This window comes from Exercitatus varius (assembly GCF_029577735.1).
Lineage (GTDB): Bacteria > Pseudomonadota > Gammaproteobacteria > Enterobacterales > Pasteurellaceae > Exercitatus > Exercitatus varius.
Map to the genome: position 1 here is coordinate 461,827 of NZ_JARQTO010000001.1, position 18,218 is coordinate 480,044.

The following is an 18,218-nucleotide window of genomic DNA, read 5'->3' on the forward strand; positions in this document are numbered from 1 at the left end:
TTAATGATCCAACGTCGGCAAGCCGTATTCGGTTAAAATGCGGTTAAGCCGAACAAAAACGGCCGGCATGGCGTGTTCCACGGTTTCGGTGAGACCGATGTTCGGTTCCAGAGAATCCGGTTGAACGCCGATTAAGCAAAGATTTTTCGGATATTCGTCCGTGAGCTTTAAGGCGGACAGCACATCGCACAACCCCAGTTGATGCGGCGATATTTTTCGTGAAAAAAAGACGGGAACCTGTTCGTCTTTCAGCACTAGGATTTCGCCCGGCTTTTTCCCCGCCAGTACGGCGTCGATGACGACGACATACTCGCGATTCGCCAGTGTATCCAGCAATTCCATGCCGCAGGTGCCGCCGTCGACAATATCGTATCGGGCGGAAAAGTGCGGTGAAATTTCCGCACGTTTTTCCAACGCCTGAACCGCTCGCACGCCGACGCCTTCATCGGACAGCAGAATATTGCCGATGCCCAGAATCAACGGTTTCACTACAGCACCTTCACTTCTGTGGTTTCGCCGTTTTCCGTGTTCACCACATGCACGGCGCAAGACATGCAAGGGTCGAAGGAATGAATGGTGCGCACCACTTCCAACGGTTTGGACGGATCCGCAACCGGCGTGCCGATGAGCGATTGTTCGTAAGGTCCCGGCTCGTCGTTGTGATTGCGCGGGCCTGAATTCCAGGTGGACGGAACGACCGCCTGGTAATTTTCGATTTTGCCGTCTTTAATCACCACCCAGTGCGACAGCATACCGCGCGGCACTTCACCGAAACCTACGCCTTTAAATTCGCCGCTTTCCGGAATGGCGCATTTTAAATAGGCCACGTTGTCGCCTTTGCCGATATTATCAATCAGCAATTGCCATTGTTGGACCAAAATGTCGTTTAACACGGCGCAATGCACGGTACGACCGATAATGCGTCCCAACGTTGAATGCAGCTGTTCCACGCTTAAATTGTTGCCGGTTACGGTGTCATACAACCCTTTTAACTGGCTGAAATGCGCGGTAGTTAATTCGTTTTTCGCCGCCAGGTTAGTCAGTAAATAGGCCAACGGCCCCACTTCCACCACTTTATCGTAGAACGACGGCGCTTTCACCCAGGAATATTTGCCGTTTTCATCCCAACCGGTGTATTTCGGACGGGTTAAACCTTCCCAAGGTTCGAGCGGTTCGTCGTCTTCATACCAGGCGTGTTTGCCGCTTTCTTTAATGCCTTTTATCACGAAATCGCTTTTTTGTTCGTCTATGCGTTGGAAGGTGCTCATATCACCGTCTTCGATATAACCGCCGCTAAGCAGGAATTTAGAATTATCGGCGTCAATCGGAAATTCCGGCACGGCTAAATAATTACGAGAAGTTTCGCCGTAATTCAGCCAATCAGGATAGTAAGCGGCAATCACTGCGGTATCTACTTTATACACTTGGTTGATAAAATCGCTGAGGCGATCAATGCAGGATTTCACATACATTAAACGTTCCATATTCAATACCGCCGCAGAATCCAGATTAATCGGGTTGGCTACCCCGCCAATCGCCAGATTTTGGATATGCGGCGTTTTACCGCCTAATAAAGCCACTACCCGGTTTGCATCGCGCTGACATTCCAATGCCTGCAAATAATGCGCAACGGCAATCAGATTGATTTCCGGCGGCAGTTTCATTGCCGGATGACCGAAATAACCGTTAGCAAAAATGCCTAATTGCCCGCTGTCTACCAATTTTTGGATTTTTTGCTGTACGTTACGGAATTCGTTTTCACTGTTTAAGGACCAGGTTGATATGCCTTTCAATATTTCATAGGCTTTAGCCGGATCCGCTTTAAGCGCGGAGGTAATGTCCACCCAGTCCATTGCGGAAAGCTGATAAAAATGCACGATATGGTCGTGAATGCTGTGCGCCGCCAGAATCATATTGCGGATATATTGTGCATTCACCGGAACCTTGGCGCCGATAGCGTCTTCTACCGCCCGCACGCTTAAAATGGCATGGACCGTGGTGCAAACGCCGCAGATTCGCTGCATGATCATCCAGGCATCGCGAGGATCCGCGCCTTTTACGATATTTTCCATCCCGCGCCACATGGTTCCTGTTGACCAGGCATTGGTCACGACACCGTTTTCAATTTCGCAATCAATGCGTAAATGCCCTTCGATACGGGTAATAGGGTCAATAGTAATACGTTTTTTCTCACTCATTTTTTATGTTCTCTTATTAGCGGCTTAATTGTTCGCTGCGTGCGATTTTTTGTGCAATAGCTTGTTCCGATTTTTCTTTTTGTGCTTCTTTTAACACCGGAAGAACCGGGAATAACCGAATAATTAAAATATACGCACAGATTTCAATAGACACGAAACCGATTGAAATTAACAATTCCTGTGCGGACGGGAAATATTTATAACCGTTACCCGGATCGTACATGATTAAGGAATAATCCATACGCCATAAAGCGGCGCCCAGCAACATACTTAAGGCGGAGATAAATAACCAGCGCCCGTCGGAACGTTTTTCCCCGAGGAACAGGGTCAGTAACGGCAAGGTCATTAACCAGACTTCCGCCCAAAACATCCAGGCTTCGAATTTAAATAATCCGATAACATAATTCAATTTGTGGTGATAAATCAGTTCACCGAAACGGCAGAGTAAAAATACCGCAATTAAGACCGCACTTACGCGCGTTAACTTGGTGAACAAGTGGCGTTCATCCGGTGTTTTACCTGCTAACCCCGCACGCACCAGCGAACCTTCAAAAATCACAATAGAAAATCCCATGATGAATGCCGTCAGCAAGGAAAATACCGGTAACATTTCATAACTTTGCCAAGCGGGATGAACTTTATGACCGGCAACAATCATCAATGAGCCCATGGACGATTGGTGCATCATCGGTAACAGCGCCCCCAGAGCAATCACGAAAAACATGATTTTATTCAATTTGTTGAATAATTTTTTAAACCCGAAGAAACCTAGCCATACGGGGGCGAATTCCAGTGTCACCACCAAAATATAGATCGTCATACAAACGGCGGTTTCGAACAAAACAGAATTGGTATTGAATTGCCCCGGCAGGTAAAAATACGGCAAATGCCAGTAGCGCCCCATATCAATAGTAATGGATAAACCGCCCAGACTATAACCGAACAAGCTGGCAAGCAATGCGGGACGAACAAGTGCGTGATATTTTCCTTTATTAAAAATATACACCGCCCAGGCTAACGCCCAGCCGCCGCAGGCAAAGCCGGTACCCACGAGTAAATCGAAGGCGATCCACAATCCCCAAGGATAACCGCCGTTTAATGCCGTTACCGAACCGATACCGAGGAACATCCGTTTCACAATAAGAATTAAACAAATCAATGCCAACGGGGCAAAAAAGAGAATCGATGCCGTAATCAATTTCCCACCGACAGGACGAACGTTATTCATGGCTGTTCTCCTTATATTGTTCTTCGTGATCACCTTTCATATTGCGATAAGTGATGAAGGTCAATCCGGCTAATGCCGCTAACGGCAATACCATGCCCCGATAAAGGGTATGTTGTAAATGTGCGGCGCGAGCGCCCGTCGCTTCGTTATCCAATGCAGGCAGTCCTAAATTTTCCTGCGGAACACCGCTGATCACTAAAACCTGTGTGCCGCCACCCTCAAATTCACCATACACATGCTGAACATATTCCGCTACCGTTGCGGTGTTTTTATCCTGGCTATGAATATGCTGACGCGGATAGCCGTATTTTTCCCCGACTTTTAAAGAAAGACGTCGTTTGGCTTCCGCCAGTAAATCCTCACGAGAACCGAAAATCACCGCACCGGTCGGACAAACATGACAACAACCCGGCAATTTTCCCTGATCAATACGTTCCACACCTTTTTGGTTACATAATTCACATTTGCTGATCTGTCCCAACGGATTGTTGTAATCGTATTGTGGCACGGTAAACGGACAAGCCACCATGCAGTAACGACAACCGGTGCAAATGTCGGGATCGTATTGGACAATACCGGTAACCGGATTTTTAGTTAACGCCTGAACCGGACAAACACTGACACAGTTCGGTTCCACACAATGCATACATTGCTTTTTAATGTAGGAATAACCGTTTTCCTTTTTATCTTTCTGCGAACCGTCTCCATCAGACCAAATCTGGATTATATTGCGGGTAAACGGCGATAATTTGTCATTGTTTGACCATTGCTGTTCGCCGTCAGGATTGACGGCCGTACCGTTAATATTTTGACATTCCGCCACACAAGCCTGGCAACCGACACAAAGCGTCGCATCGTAAAGCATTCCCAATGCATTGGGAATAACCTTGCTTTCCGGAACTTCAGCCGCCTGCAAATTAACAACCGGAATAGTAGCGCCTATTCCGCCAAGCAAGCTGTTTTTAATAAATTTACGTCTATTCATTTTTTCACCCGCTTGGTTTTTATTCATGATTAGCGTTTTTTCGTTCTTCTTCAAGCTCGCGAGCTTTACGTTGATTGCTTAACTCTTTTAACGTCACCACGCTTACACCCGCTAAAATGGCCGCGGCACCACCTAATAAGGCCACTGCCGTCATTGAAGCGACATTCCCCTCCTGATTACCGACATCCGGTTTATTCACCCTAGGCGTTGGATTTTCTACTGAAGATAATTCAAAAATACCCTTGGTAAAACCGACACCCTTTTCATTACAACCGTAACAAGGGTGACCGATGCCTACCGGCCAGTTATTTCCCCCGACATCGCAAAAATCCAGACTTGAACAGTTACCATAGGTTTCAGGCCCTTTACAACCAAGGTGATATAAACACCAACCGTGACGATGTCCGTAATCACCGTATTCTTTGGCAAAACGGCCCGCATCGAAGTGCGGTCTGCGATAACAGTTTTCATGAATAAGACGATCGTAAGCAAATAACGGGCGATTTAATTTATCCGTTTCAGGCAATTTTTTATAAGTCATGATATATGCCACGGTTGCCAGGAAATTGTGCGGATTCGGCGGACAGCCCGGAATATTAATCACCGGCACACCCGGCAATACACCGGACAAACTGGTCGCGCCCGTCGGATTACCGCCGCTTGAAGGCACGCCGCCCCAAGCGGAACAGGACCCTATAGCAATCACCGCCGCAGCATGTTTCGCTGCGTCTTTAATATGTTCAATAATAGGTTTGCCGGCAACCATACAATAAATGCCGCCGTCTTTGACCGGAATGGAACCGTCCACAACCAGAATATATTTCCCTTTGTATTGTTCTAAGGCACGGTGTTTATTTTCTTCCGCCTGCTCTCCGAATGCAGCGGACAGCACTTCATGGTATTCCAGTGAAATAAGGTCAAGAACAAGATTTTCGATAGTCGGATGGGTGGCGCGGAGAAGAGATTCGGTACAGCCGGTACATTCTTGTGCGCCAATCCAAATGACAGGCGGACGTTGCGGATTTGTGAGTGCATTAGTCATTTCGGCACTCGCTTTTGAACTTAACCCCATTGTTGCCGCAAGTGCGGTACATAATTTCATAAAATCTCGGCGGGATACCGAATTTAACGCAGATACGAATCCGTCATGTCGTTGCATATATATCACTCCTATTCACGCATAAAAGACGTGGTTAATAGAAGCGTATGCTACGCTTTTAATAAGAAAATACGTTGATTTAAGTCAAGATATAACAACTTTTTTACATAAATATCGCAAATTTTATAACTTATAATTATAAATGGGAATTATTCCTATTTAAGAGACAAAAAATAAAAAATCTGCATGTTACAATTCGGTTTAACCGATTATAAAATGCAGACTTAATTTAATGATTAAACTATTTATTATAAAGCGGTGTAGGTCCCGTTAAACCGCCGTTCATTTGGCCGCCGACCGCCTGTTTCAACACCGTACCTGAAGATTTAATTTCAACGCGACGATTCGGATGCAAACAATCTTTTAACGCTTGTCCGCGCTCATCCTTACAAGCTTTCACCTGATTCGCCTCACCATAACCTTTCGCATCAATCTGCGCCGTCACGCCTTGTTCAATTAAACGGTTTTTAACACGTTCCGCGCGGCGTTGCGATAAATTCAGATTATAAGCTTTAGCGCCTAAACGGTCGGTATAACCGGCAACGGAAACCTCTTTTGCCTTGGAGGATTTCAATTGTTCGGCTACATTGTCCACCACTTTTTTGCCTTCTTCCGTTAACGTTTCCTGATCAAAATTAAACAAGAAATCGGCACTCAGATTAAATGACGAATTACCGTTACAGCCGTTCGGATACCAAAAGAAACTTTGCGCATTCATATTTTTATCGAACAAGACTTTATACTGACAAATTTTATGTACGCCGTTTTCGCGGTAATTAAAAGCATAATCCCATTCGCGAACGCCGTATAATCCTTCGGAAAAATGCGGACGCCCCAACAAGTTGGCGATTTGATCTTTATTCATGCCGCGTTCAACCATTCGCACATTATCCCAATTCGGCCAAGAACCGAACTGCGAACCGTCATGATTAAAACGGGCTTTATCAATTTTCGGCCACACTAAATTAGCCATTGCCTGTTCCGGCGTATCACCGGCCGGTTGACCGTCTTCCGTGATGTCGCTTAAGTTTCCGCATGCGGCTAAAACCATTGCCGCCGTTGTTGATAAAAATAAACGTGATAGTTTCATTTAATTACCCCTTAAGTTAAAAACATTAACATTTAACGCTTCAAATAAAATTTGCCGGTTAATACTAGCCATAACGCTTTACAAAGTAAACTCAAAAATATTGTTTTACTTAATAAAATATACAAAATCTTTATTTTTTTACATTTAACGTCAATTAATATAAATAATTGTCGATAAAATTAAAAAAACATCCGTTTCGATTCCGACATCCATTTTAGTAACAGGTTTTCCGAACTTTCTTCCACCTGCTTACCCAATTTCTGAATTAAGGATTTTTTCTGTTTAAATTGCAGTTCCAGCACACTTTTCTCTTTTATTGCCTGCAAAATAACATCGTCACTGGTCGCTATTTCATCAATTAACCCCAGCGCCAATGCCGACTGACCGAACCAATGTTCGCCCGTCGCAATTTTTTCCACGTCCAAGTGCGGGCGATTTTGAGCAACAAATTGTTTAAACAAATCATGGGTTTCTTCCAGTTCCTGCTGGAATTTTTGTTTACCTTTTTCCGTATTTTCACCGAATATCGTCACGGTGCGTTTAAATTCACCGGCCGTCATAACATCCACATCCACATCGTGTTTTTTCAGTAAACGGTGAATATTCGGCACCTGCGCCACCACACCGACGGAACCGATAATCGCAAAGGGCGCCGCCACAATTTTATCGGCCACACAGGCCATCATATAACCGCCGCTCGCCGCTACTTTATCCACCGCCGCAGTTAATTTAATTCCCGCTTGTTTCAAACGCGCTAATTGGGAAGCCGCCAGGCCGTAACCGTGCACCACGCCGCCGGGACTTTCCAGCCGCAGCAGAACTTCATCGGTTTCAGGATTCGCTACGGATAAAACGGCGGTAATTTCTTCCCTCAACGCCGCCGTCACCGAAGCCTGAATATCGCCCTTAAAGTTCAATACGTATAAAGTAGGTTTGTGTTCGCGCTTAACCGTTTCGCCTTTTTTACGTTTCGCTTTTTCCGCTTTCTTCTCCTCTTTTTCCGCTTGTTTCAATTCCTCTTCGGTCAAATGGAATTGCTGCAATTTTTTCGATATATCGGCATATTCTTTCGACAAATCCGTTATTTTCAGCTCGCCGTAGGAAGCGGGTTGGCGTTGTTTGAATGCAAAAATCATGGCGATAATGCCCGCCACCACTAATAAAATCGTTAAAATTTCCAGAATAAAAATGCCATAGCCCACGGCAATATCAGACCACATAACATCTCCTCGCTATAAATAAAAAAACATGAAAAAAATCGCCCGCACTTTTAACTGCGTAGCCCGATACCGCGGTTAATCAGATAATAGGCGAAACCGTATAATGCCAAAATAAATACCGACAACACGGCAAACGTATAAACCAGCGGCACATCGCTGATGCCGAGAAATCCATAGCGGAATCCGTTAATCATGTACACAATCGGGTTGAGTTTTGACACCGCCTGCCAGAACGGCGGCAGCAAAGCAATGGAATAAAACACTCCGCCCAAATAGGTTAACGGCGTCAGCACGAAAGTGGGCACAATGCTGATGTCGTCAAAAGAATGCGCGAAAACCGCATTGATTAAGCCGCCTAAGGCAAAGGTTGCCGTGGTAAGTAACAACGTCACAAAAATGACGCTCCAGGCATGAATTTCAAAGGAAACGAATAATAACGACACAATCGTTACCAGCACGCCGATGCAAATGCCGCGCACCATTCCGCCCATCATATAACCTAAAATAATCACATGGGGCGATGTAGGTGAAATCAGCAGCTCTTCCACATTGCGGGCAAATTTTGTACTGTAAAACGACGACGCCACATTGGTAAAAGCGTTTGTCAACGAAGACATCATAATCAGCCCGGGCACAATAAATTGCATGTAGCTAAACCCACCCATTTCGCCGATACGGCTGCCGATTAGCTGTCCGAAAATCACAAAGTAGAGCGTCATGGTAATCACCGGCGGTACGATGGTTTGCACCCAAATCCGCATAAAACGACGAATTTCCTTGCGTAGAATGGTACAAAATGCGATCCAGCCCAATCTCATTGTTCGCCTCCGTTCGGTTTGTTTAACGCCATGCTAATGAATAATTGTTCCAACCGGTTAGATTTATTACGCATGCTGACAACCTGTTTATCCTGCGCGGTTAATTGCGCAAACAAATCGTTCAGGCCTTTTTCCCGATGTACATCCACTTCAATAGATTTTTCATCCAGCCGGCGCACAGGATAACCTTCGATTTGTGACAACGTCCCGTTATCGGCAAAATCCAAAATAAAGGTTTCGGTTTCCAGTTTCGCCAGTAAGTCTTTCATCGGCATATTCACAACCAATCTGCCCTGCTGAATAATACCGATATGGCGACACAGCATTTCCGCTTCCTCTAAATAATGGGTGGTGAGAATAATGGTGGTACCTTGTTCATTCAACTCACGCAAAAATCGCCACATGGTACGGCGCAGTTCAATATCCACGCCGGCGGTCGGTTCGTCCAGAATCAGCAATTTCGGATTGTGCATTAAAGCGCGGGCAATCATTAAACGTCGCTTCATTCCGCCGGAAAGGCGCATAGCCTGCTGTTCGCGCTTATCCCATAAATCCAGCTTTTTCAGCCATTTTTCCGCCTGAATTAACGCCGCTTTGCGGGGAATGCCGTAATAACCCGCCTGATTGATCATAATATCCCGCACTTTTTCGAACTGATTAAAATTGAATTCCTGCGGCACTAAACCAATCTTCTGCTTCAATTGAACCGGATCTTTATCTAAATCATAACCGAAAACCTTAACCGTTCCGCCGGTTTTATTTACCAACGAACTGATAATGCCGATAGTCGTAGATTTGCCCGCGCCGTTATGACCAAGCAAGGCATAAAAATCTCCTTCTTCTACGCTAAGATCGATGCCGTGCAACGCCTGCACACCATTTTTGTAACACTTGGTCAATGCGGCAATTTCTAATGCTTTCATAGTGGATGTCGTCCTTTAAAAATAGGCACGCATAATACTCTTTTTTGCCGAAGTAGGCAAAAATTCCGGCTCGGATTTATTCCGCCGACATAATATAAAAAAACATGCGAAATTTTGCCCGCACTTTTCGCTATTTAATTTCAAAAAATGTTTTCAATGCTTGACAAATAATTCATGTACTAGTTTAATAGTGCAAAATAATTCAGAAGGACAAATTCGCATGTTTCAACCCTATATTCAGGTTTTCACTCAATCCGTGGATTACCATAACGATTTAGCCGCGGTATTTACGACTTTATGCGGCGATAAAACCAACAATTTGTTACTCGAAAGCGCCGAAATTTCCAGCAAAAACAGCTTAAAAAGCCTGCTGTTGGTGAACGCTGCCGTGAAAATTTCCTGCTCCGGACAAACCGTTAACTTCAAAGCATTAACCGATAACGGCGCGGCGGTATTGATTCATTTACAGGATAAACTAAAAAAACTCGCCAAATTAACGCACATCAATGATCACGAATTAACCGCTTCCTTTGCGCCCTTGGATCAAAATCTGGACGAAGACACTAAATTGCAGGCGGCGACCGTATTTGACGGTTTGCGGCTGGTCAATAATTTGTACGCTCACAGCCAAACACCGATTTTTCTCGGCGGATTATTCGCCTATGATTTAGTGGCGAATTTCATTCCTATGAACGGTATTGAATTGCAGGACGACGGGCTCAGTTGCCCGGATTACGTGTTCTATCTGGCGGAAAATTTACTCTGTTTTAACCACCCGATTCAACAGGCGACCTTGCAAACCTTCTGTTTCAGTTCGAAAGAATGTGTTGCGTTGCAACAAAGTGCGGTGGAAATTTCCCGCAAAATGTGCAATTTGCAACCGGTTCCCGCCGTTATTGCGGCGGATACGGATGTCAAAACCAATATCGAAGACGAAAAATTCAAAGATATTATCCGCGCTCTTAAACATCATATTTATATCGGGGATGTGTTCCAAATTGTGCCGTCTCGTCGCTTTTCTCTGCCTTGTCCGAACAGCTTGGCCACCTATCGTAATCTGAAACGGAATAATCCGAGCCCTTATATGTTTTACATGCAGGACGATGAATTCGTGCTATTTGGCGCGTCGCCGGAAAGCGCTTTGAAATTCAGTGCGGACAACCGCGAACTGCAAATTTACCCGATTGCCGGTTCCCGTCCGCGCGGTTTTGACGCTCAAGGCAATATCGATCCTGAACTGGATGCCCGTTTAGAGCTGGAAATGCGTTTGGATCACAAAGAATTGGCGGAACATCTCATGCTGGTGGATCTTGCTCGTAACGACATAGCACGGGTCTGCCAAAGTGGCACTCGTCAGGTAAAAGATCTGATGCAAGTGGATCGTTATTCTCACATCATGCATTTGGTTTCCCGCGTAGTGGGCACGCTTCGCCCCGAACTGGACGCCCTACACGCTTATCAAGCCTGCATGAACATGGGAACCCTTACCGGCGCGCCTAAAATTAAAGCTATGCAGCTGATTTATCAATCAGAAAAACAAAAACGACACAGTTACGGCGGGGCGGTCGGTTACCTGTCCTCCGACGGCAATTTCGACACCTGCATCGTTATTCGTTCCGCTTTTGTACAAAACGGAATCGCCCATGTGCAAGCCGGTTGCGGCGAGGTGTTGGATTCCGATCCGCAAATGGAAGCAGACGAAACCCGACACAAAGCGCGCGCCGTGTTAAACACCATTATCCAAACCAATCGTCAGGCATAAGGAAATGAAAATGGCCACCATCGTATTTTTAGATAATTTTGACTCCTTCACCTACAATCTGGTGGATCAATTCCGCACGCTCGGACATCAGGTAAAAATCTACCGCAACGACTGCGATTTGGATTTACTGGAGAAAATGTGCCGCGAACCCGACACCATCCTGGCTCTGTCGCCCGGCCCGGGCACGCCTGCCGAAGCGGGCAACATGCTGCCGTTAATCCGACGGGTGAAAAATTCGGTCCCCATTATCGGTATTTGCTTAGGTCATCAGGCGTTAATTGAAGCTTTTGGCGGCAAAGTGGTGCATGCGGGCGAAGTATTGCACGGCAAAGTTTCCAAAATTCAGCATGATAATCAAGCCATGTTTGCCGGGCTGCAAAATCCGATGCCGGTCGCCCGTTATCATTCCTTAATGGGCAGCGACTTGCCGGAAGAATTGATTGTTAATGCGAACTACAACGGCATTGTCATGGCGATTCGTCACCGCGATTTACCGATTTGCGCTTTCCAGTTTCATCCGGAAAGCCTGCTGACGGTACAAGGTTCAAAACTACTGGAACAAAGTATCGATTGGTTATTAGCTCGACAAACACATTAATTTTAACCCGGAATCACTTATAGGATTTCTCGGACTCAGCCCCGTTTGACATGGCTGACTGTCAAAAAAACGTTGCTTTTTTTGACCGCACTTTTCGATAAAAAGGAAAATATTATGCAACTCGACCAAATTCTTGCGACGCTGTTTAACAACCAATCGCTGACACAGGAACAATCCGCCGAATTTTTCCGCGCCGTGGTAAACGGCGAAGTGGCGCCCGAACAATTATCCGCGGCGCTGATTGCCTTAAAATTACGCGGCGAAACCATCGACGAAATCACCGGCGCCGTCACCGCGCTGTTAGCCGCCGCTCAACCTTTTCCAAGCCCGGATTATCCTTTCGCCGATATTGTAGGTACCGGCGGCGACGGCGCCAACACCATTAATATTTCCACCGCTTCCGCCGTTGTCGCCGCCAGCCTCGGTTTAAAAATCGCCAAACACGGCAACCGCAGTGTCTCCAGTAAAACAGGCGCCAGCGATTTACTTTCCTGCCTGGGCGTAGACATCAACATGAGCGCCGAAAAAGCTCGCCGGGCGCTGGACGAAATCGGTTTGGCCTTTGTGTTCGCACAAAAATATCACACCGGCTTTAAACACGCCGTTCCCGTACGTCAGGCATTAAAAACCCGCACAATTTTTAATATTCTCGGCCCGTTGATTAATCCTGCTCACGCCAAACGTCAACTATTGGGCGTATACAGCCCGGAATTACTGCAACCTTACGCGGAAACCAACGCACGTTTAAATCACGAACACAGCATTATTGTGCACGGCAGCGGCCTGGACGAAGTCGCTATTCACGGTAAAACCCAAGTAGCGGAATTGCGCGACGGCAAAATCGAATATTATGAGCTGTCTCCGCAAGATTTCGGTTTCACCGCCAAACCGCTGGAAAGCCTGCGCGGCGGCGAACCGCAGGAAAACGCTCAAATTATCACCGCACTTTTACAAGGTCGCGGCACCGATGAACAAAATCAGGCCGTTGCCATGAATACCGCATTATTGATGAAACTGTTCGGCTATGAGAACATTAAACAAAACGCCGAACAGGTTCTGGCGCAACTCGCCGGCGGGCTCGCTTTTGAAACTTTGGAAAAACTTGCCGCCTATTAATTTGCAGAATAGACAAAATGATTAAATCGTAAGAAAACAGCAGGAAAAAGAATGAAATTAAACACCGCGCCGACCATCCTACAAAAAATCGTGCTCGATAAAATCGAATGGGTGAAAAATAAGAAGGCGGAATTTCCGCTGGAAAGTTTTCAACAAAACATTGAAAAATCCGACCGCAGTTTTTACGACGCTTTGCGCCGAGGTTCTCATCGTCAACCGGCGTTTATTCTTGAATGCAAAAAAGCGTCGCCGTCTAAGGGATTGATTCGCAACGAGTTTAAGCCGGAAGAGATTGCCAATGTTTATAAACATTATGCGACGGCGGTGTCCGTGTTAACGGATGAAAAATATTTTCAGGGCGATTTCCGTTATCTCAAAATTGTCCGTGACATCGTCACTCAACCGGTGTTATGCAAAGATTTTATCATTGACGAATATCAAGTTTACCTTGCCCGTTACAGCCAGGCTGACGCGATTTTGCTGATGCTTTCCGTGGTTGATGACGAAACTTATCAAAAATTAACCGCACTTGCTCATCAACTCGGCATGGGCGTGTTGACGGAAGCCGCGAATGAAGCGGAATTTGAACGTGCGCTGGCATTAAACGCCCAAATTATCGGGGTGAACAACCGCAATCTACACGATTTGACCGTCGATTTGAATCGAGTAAAAAATCTGACGGCAAAATATGCCGCCCAAATTCCCGCCGATGTGCGAATTATCAGCGAATCCGGTATTTACAGCCATCAACAGGTTAAAATGCTGGCAAATTGCGCCCACGGATTTCTTATCGGCAGCAGCTTAATGGGCAGTGACGATTTGAATAATGCGGTGCGGGCCGTGATTTTCGGCGAAAACAAGGTGTGCGGTTTAACCCGCCCGCAGGATGTACAAACCGCCTATGCCAACGGCGCTTTATACGGCGGATTGATTTTTGCCGAAGGTTCGCCGCGGCAGCTTTCATTGCGTCAGGCGCAGGAACTGACAACCGCGGCGCCGTTACGTTTCGTGGCGGTTTTTCAAAATCAAGCCATTGATTTTATTGTGAAAATCGCCTCTCAATTGAAGGCATACGCGATACAGCTGCACGGTTCGGAAAATAACGCATTTATTGCGGAGCTGCGTGCCGTATTGCCGCCGTCCATTCAAATCTGGAAAGCGGTTTCGATTGAGACGGAAACCGAAAATGCCACTAAAAGTGCGGTCAAAAATGACGATGTTTTTTCAGGCAGCGAAGCTTTTACCGAAATTCCGCATGTGGATCGTTACGTTTTGGACAGTAAAATCGGAAATCAGCAAGGTGGCACCGGTAAACCTTTCAATTGGCGTAAAATTCCTGAACGGTTAAAACATAAAATTATGCTGGCAGGCGGTATTTCTTTGGATAATATTGAATCCGCACTGGCGCAGCAATGTCTCGGATTAGACTTAAATTCCGGCGTGGAAAGCAGCAAAGGCGTGAAAGATCCGCAAAAAATCGCCGGGATTTTTCGCCATATTTTGCAATGCTAAGCCGGCTAAACGAACGAAAAAGAAGAGGTTATCCTCTTCTTTTTTTATATGCTTTTCTCGCAATTTAAACCCTTTCCAATTTTGCCAGATGGGCAATCAGCCATTTAATCCCTTGCCCCTGAAAAGCGATTTGCAAGCGCGTATTATTGTCCGAGCCTTCCACGTTAATAATCGTCCCTTGCCCGAATTTGGCATGACGCACTTTTTGCCCGGTTTTCCATTCATTATCATCGGCGGTAAAAACTCGTCCGGAATTGACCGCACTTTGTCCTGCCGCGAACCGGTTATAGGCACGGGTTACGGTACCGCGTAACCGCACCGCCTGAACGCATTCCTCCGGTAATTCATTGATAAAACGTGACGGAATATGACGTTCTTCTTTACCATACAAACGACGGCTTTCCGCATAGCAAACGGTCAGCTTTTTCTTCGCGCGGGTTATGCCGACGTAAGCCAAACGGCGTTCCTCTTCCAGGCGACCGGGTTCTTCCACAGACATAAAACTCGGGAAAATGCCCTCTTCCACTCCCACCATAAACACGCGCGGAAATTCCAAACCTTTAGCCGAATGCAACGTCATCATTTGAACGCAAGATTGGTGCGGGCCCGCCTGTTCCTCGCCGGCTTCCAGCGAAGCGTGAGTCAGAAATGCGGTTAAATCGGACATCTCGTCCGCTTCATCCGGCTTGATGAATTCGCGGGCGGCGGACACCAATTCTTCCAGATTTTCTATCCGCACTTCGCCCTTCTCGCCTTTTTCCTGTTCATACATTTGATACAAACCGGAATGCTTAATCACAAAATCCGTTTGTGCAAACAACGGCATTTCTTCCGTTTCCTGAACCAGAGAATTGATTAACTCTACAAAACGCATTAATGCGGTGGCGGCGCGTCCCGTCAGTTTATTTTCCTGAATGGTGACCTGAGTGGCCTGCCATAAAGTAATCTGACGTTCTCTTGTCAGTTGGCGCAAAGTTTCCAGCGTCCGATCGCCAATTCCGCGGGTCGGCGTGTTGATCACACGCTCGAACGCCGCATCGTCATAACGATTGTTAACCAGCCGTAAATAGGCCAACGCATCTTTAATTTCCTGACGTTCGAAGAATCGCATGCCGCCGTAAATTCGGTATGGAATCTGCGCGCGGATTAAAGCCTCTTCTAACACGCGAGATTGGCTGTTGCTGCGATACAACACCGCACATTCATCTAATTTACCGCCGTCTTCTAACCAGCTTTTAATTTGCGAAGAAACGAATAAGGCTTCGTCCAGTTCATTAAAGGCGGCATAAATACCGACGGGCTCGCCTTTATCGTCTTCCGTCCAAAGATCTTTGCCCAAACGGTTGCTATTATGGGAAATCAATTGATTGGCGGCCTGTAAAATATTGCCGGTTGACCGATAGTTTTGCTCTAATCGGATAGTTTTCGCCCGTTCAAAATCATCCAGAAATTTTTGAATATTTTCAACCTGTGCGCCGCGCCATCCGTAGATTGACTGGTCATCATCGCCTACGATCATAACATTTCCCGTTTTTCCCGCCAGCAAACGAATCCACTCGTACTGAATTTTATTGGTATCCTGAAACTCATCCACCAGAATTTGTCCGAAGCGGCGCTGATAATTTTGCAAAATCAACGGTTTATTCAAAAACAGCTCGTAGGCCCGAAGCAAAATTTCGGCGAAATCCACCAAACCGGCTCTGTCGCAGGTATCTTGATAAAGACGATAAATTTTAATCCATTCCTGCTCCTGACGATCGTTCATATCGTCAATCTGATGAGGCCGTAATCCTTCGTCTTTTTTATTATTAATGTACCAACAGGCTTGTTTCGCCGGATACATTTTTTCATCGTAATTGTGCAGTTTCAGCAAGCGTTTCAGCAAACGCAGCTGATCTTCGCTGTCTAAAATCTGAAAATCCTGTGGCAAGCCGGCATCGGCATAATGGGCGCGCAACACCCGGTGAGCAATGCTGTGAAAAGTTCCCACCCACATACCAAATAACCGGCGGGAAGAATGTAAGGCTAGCGTGGATTCAATCCGCTGACGCATTTCCGCCGCCGCTTTATTGGTGAAGGTTACCGCCATAATGCCGCCTTCGGAAATACCTTCCACCGCAATCAGCCAGGCGATCCGATGGGTAAGCACCCGTGTTTTGCCCGAACCGGCGCCGGCAAGAACTAAATAATTGCCTAAAGGCGCCGCCACCGCTTCACGCTGTTTATCGTTCAATCCATCGAGTAATTCTGAAATATCCATGAACTTATTATTCGTTATCTGTTTAAATTTACATTAGATTATAGAGAGTGCGGATAAATTGTCAATGCGGTAATCCGCCCGTATTTACAAATAATGCCAAACAATTTATAGTACTTTCCGTTAGTCGGGGTGCCGAAAAATCGGCTGAGAAAATACCCGGGAACCTGATACAGTTAGCACTGGCGTAGGAAACTAATTTTTATTTTGCTTTTCCGTTTAGCTGTTGACTTGTTCTGTTTTTATCTGTACGGGAGCAAATCAATGATTCGTTTACATCCAAACCACAAAAAAACTCTTCTAAAATCGACCGCACTTTGCCTGCTTTCCGGCTTATCCTTACCAATAACGGCTCAGGCCGAAGGCAAACTGAACATTTATTGCAGCGTACAAAATACCGCTTGCGAGAAAATCAGTCAGGCCTTTGGTGAGAAATACAACGTAAAAACGCAATTCGTCCGCAACAGCACCGGCACCGTGCTGGGTAAAATCAAAACCGAAAAAGACAATCCGCAGGCGGATGTCTGGTACGGCGGCACTCTGGAACCTCATCTGCAAGCGGCGGATCTCGGGTTATTGGAAAAATACCGTTCCCCGAACCAAAAAGACATTATGCCTAAATTCAAAAAATTAATGGATCTGCGGGGCGATTACACTTCCGTGATCTACGTAATGGAATTAGCCATCGGTATCAATACTAAAAAATTGAAAGCGTTAAATATCGAGCCGCCTAAATGCTTCAAGGATTTATTGGAACCCCGCTTCAAAAACCAAATTCAGTACGCAGATCCGCGCGTATCCGGCACGGGTTATTCGTTTATCACCACTTTGGTCGCATTGTGGGGCGAAGATAAAGCCTTTGATTATTTAGCCGAATTAAACAAAAACGTGGCGCAATTTTCCAAAAGCGGATTAGCGACCAACAATCTGGCAACCGGCGAAGTCACGGTGGATATCAGCTTTATGAACGCTTATCTTCACGAACAGGAAAAAGGCGCACCGGTTGAAGGCATTCTACCCTGCGAAGGCATTGGCTATACTTTAGGCGCAACCAGCATTATCAAAGGCGCCAGAAATTTAGATAACGCCAAATTATTTACCGATTGGGCGCTCACGGCGGAAGCGCAGGAACTGCACTGGCGAGAAGCCAATTCCTATCAACTGCCGGCAAACGTTCACGCCAAGCTTTATCCCAAGACCCATTTCCCGCCAATCGCCAACTTCATTGAGCTTGATGTGATTCGTTTCGGTTCGGCTCAAGAAAGCAAACGTTTGATTCAGCGCTGGACGGATACTACGTTAAATCAATAATTTTTATTTTATGAAATAAATAGCGGCATTCGGTTGATATC

The 18,218-nt window shown here is 46.1% G+C and carries 15 protein-coding genes and 1 riboswitch; of the genes, 5 read left to right on the forward strand and 10 right to left on the reverse strand.

Annotated elements, in window-relative coordinates:
* The 9 genes from P7M01_RS02160 to P7M01_RS02200 form a co-directional block, all read right to left on the reverse strand.
* Positions 1 to 489, reverse strand: coding sequence for a HyaD/HybD family hydrogenase maturation endopeptidase (locus tag P7M01_RS02160; protein ID WP_317476345.1), 489 nt, complete (start codon positions 487 to 489; stop codon positions 1 to 3).
* A complete protein-coding gene (gene hybC / locus P7M01_RS02165; RefSeq protein ID WP_317476344.1) occupies positions 489 to 2,198 on the reverse strand; it encodes a hydrogenase 2 large subunit in 1,710 nt (569 codons plus the stop codon). Before hybC ends, P7M01_RS02160 begins: the two co-directional genes overlap by 1 nt.
* Positions 2,199 to 2,214: 16 nt before the next feature.
* The gene (hybB, locus tag P7M01_RS02170; RefSeq protein WP_202937637.1) at positions 2,215 to 3,426 is read right to left on the reverse strand and encodes a Ni/Fe-hydrogenase cytochrome b subunit; all 1,212 of its coding nucleotides are present in this window, start codon (positions 3,424 to 3,426) and stop codon (positions 2,215 to 2,217) included.
* Positions 3,419 to 4,411, reverse strand: coding sequence for a hydrogenase 2 operon protein HybA (gene hybA, locus P7M01_RS02175; RefSeq protein ID WP_317482885.1), 993 nt, complete (start codon positions 4,409 to 4,411; stop codon positions 3,419 to 3,421). Before hybA ends, hybB begins: the two co-directional genes overlap by 8 nt.
* A gap of 19 nt (positions 4,412 to 4,430) precedes the next feature.
* On the reverse strand, positions 4,431 to 5,570 hold the full coding sequence (hybO, locus tag P7M01_RS02180) for a hydrogenase 2 small subunit (RefSeq protein ID WP_202937638.1): 1,140 nt from the start codon (positions 5,568 to 5,570) through the stop codon (positions 4,431 to 4,433).
* Positions 5,571 to 5,811: 241 nt separating this feature from the next.
* Complete coding sequence (locus tag P7M01_RS02185; protein ID WP_317476342.1) at positions 5,812 to 6,660, reverse strand: OmpA family protein; 849 nt, start codon at positions 6,658 to 6,660, stop codon at positions 5,812 to 5,814.
* Positions 6,661 to 6,839: 179 nt separating this feature from the next.
* The gene (sohB, locus tag P7M01_RS02190; protein ID WP_317482886.1) at positions 6,840 to 7,880 is read right to left on the reverse strand and encodes a protease SohB; all 1,041 of its coding nucleotides are present in this window, start codon (positions 7,878 to 7,880) and stop codon (positions 6,840 to 6,842) included.
* Positions 7,881 to 7,930: 50 nt separating this feature from the next.
* A complete protein-coding gene (locus tag P7M01_RS02195; protein ID WP_317482887.1) occupies positions 7,931 to 8,698 on the reverse strand; it encodes an ABC transporter permease in 768 nt (255 codons plus the stop codon).
* The gene (locus tag P7M01_RS02200; RefSeq protein ID WP_317476339.1) at positions 8,695 to 9,621 is read right to left on the reverse strand and encodes an ABC transporter ATP-binding protein; all 927 of its coding nucleotides are present in this window, start codon (positions 9,619 to 9,621) and stop codon (positions 8,695 to 8,697) included. Before P7M01_RS02200 ends, P7M01_RS02195 begins: the two co-directional genes overlap by 4 nt.
* A 220-nt stretch (positions 9,622 to 9,841) precedes the next feature.
* Between P7M01_RS02200 and trpE the strand changes: the two genes are divergently transcribed.
* The 4 genes from trpE to trpCF all read left to right on the forward strand — a co-directional run bounded on the left by trpE (position 9,842) and on the right by trpCF (position 14,609).
* Positions 9,842 to 11,383 (forward strand): anthranilate synthase component I, encoded by a 1,542-nt coding sequence (gene trpE, locus P7M01_RS02205; RefSeq protein ID WP_317482051.1) that lies wholly within the window; start codon positions 9,842 to 9,844, stop codon positions 11,381 to 11,383.
* A 10-nt stretch (positions 11,384 to 11,393) separates the two neighbouring features.
* Entirely contained in the window at positions 11,394 to 11,981 is a 588-nt protein-coding gene (locus P7M01_RS02210) for an aminodeoxychorismate/anthranilate synthase component II (RefSeq protein ID WP_317482888.1), read from the forward strand.
* A gap of 114 nt (positions 11,982 to 12,095) precedes the next feature.
* Entirely contained in the window at positions 12,096 to 13,097 is a 1,002-nt protein-coding gene (trpD, locus tag P7M01_RS02215) for an anthranilate phosphoribosyltransferase (protein ID WP_317482889.1), read from the forward strand.
* Between the two features lie 51 nt (positions 13,098 to 13,148).
* On the forward strand, positions 13,149 to 14,609 hold the full coding sequence (gene trpCF / locus P7M01_RS02220) for a bifunctional indole-3-glycerol-phosphate synthase TrpC/phosphoribosylanthranilate isomerase TrpF (RefSeq protein WP_317482890.1): 1,461 nt from the start codon (positions 13,149 to 13,151) through the stop codon (positions 14,607 to 14,609).
* A gap of 64 nt (positions 14,610 to 14,673) precedes the next feature.
* Here trpCF and uvrD read toward each other — a convergent pair whose 3' ends face one another.
* Positions 14,674 to 16,869, reverse strand: coding sequence for a DNA helicase II (gene uvrD / locus P7M01_RS02225; RefSeq protein ID WP_317482891.1), 2,196 nt, complete (start codon positions 16,867 to 16,869; stop codon positions 14,674 to 14,676).
* Positions 16,870 to 16,984: 115 nt separating this feature from the next.
* Positions 16,985 to 17,077, forward strand: a riboswitch (TPP riboswitch).
* Positions 17,078 to 17,130: 53 nt separating this feature from the next.
* On the opposite strand from uvrD, the gene P7M01_RS02230 reads away from it, so the two are divergent.
* Positions 17,131 to 18,177, forward strand: coding sequence for an ABC transporter substrate-binding protein (locus P7M01_RS02230; RefSeq protein ID WP_317475230.1), 1,047 nt, complete (start codon positions 17,131 to 17,133; stop codon positions 18,175 to 18,177).
* Positions 18,178 to 18,218 lie beyond the last annotated feature (41 nt).

Coding starts and splice junctions, on each gene's coding strand:
- hybO (WP_202937638.1), bottom strand. CDS start 5,570: ATGCAACGACATGACGGATTCGTATCTGCGTTAAATTCGGTATCCCGC.
- hybC (WP_317476344.1), bottom strand. CDS start 2,198: ATGAGTGAGAAAAAACGTATTACTATTGACCCTATTACCCGTATCGAA.
- uvrD (WP_317482891.1), bottom strand. CDS start 16,869: ATGGATATTTCAGAATTACTCGATGGATTGAACGATAAACAGCGTGAA.
- P7M01_RS02185 (WP_317476342.1), bottom strand. CDS start 6,660: ATGAAACTATCACGTTTATTTTTATCAACAACGGCGGCAATGGTTTTA.
- trpCF (WP_317482890.1), top strand. CDS start 13,149: ATGAAATTAAACACCGCGCCGACCATCCTACAAAAAATCGTGCTCGAT.
- P7M01_RS02200 (WP_317476339.1), bottom strand. CDS start 9,621: ATGAAAGCATTAGAAATTGCCGCATTGACCAAGTGTTACAAAAATGGT.
- trpE (WP_317482051.1), top strand. CDS start 9,842: ATGTTTCAACCCTATATTCAGGTTTTCACTCAATCCGTGGATTACCAT.
- trpD (WP_317482889.1), top strand. CDS start 12,096: ATGCAACTCGACCAAATTCTTGCGACGCTGTTTAACAACCAATCGCTG.
- P7M01_RS02210 (WP_317482888.1), top strand. CDS start 11,394: ATGGCCACCATCGTATTTTTAGATAATTTTGACTCCTTCACCTACAAT.
- P7M01_RS02195 (WP_317482887.1), bottom strand. CDS start 8,698: ATGAGATTGGGCTGGATCGCATTTTGTACCATTCTACGCAAGGAAATT.
- hybB (WP_202937637.1), bottom strand. CDS start 3,426: ATGAATAACGTTCGTCCTGTCGGTGGGAAATTGATTACGGCATCGATT.
- P7M01_RS02230 (WP_317475230.1), top strand. CDS start 17,131: ATGATTCGTTTACATCCAAACCACAAAAAAACTCTTCTAAAATCGACC.
- sohB (WP_317482886.1), bottom strand. CDS start 7,880: ATGTGGTCTGATATTGCCGTGGGCTATGGCATTTTTATTCTGGAAATT.
- hybA (WP_317482885.1), bottom strand. CDS start 4,411: ATGAATAGACGTAAATTTATTAAAAACAGCTTGCTTGGCGGAATAGGC.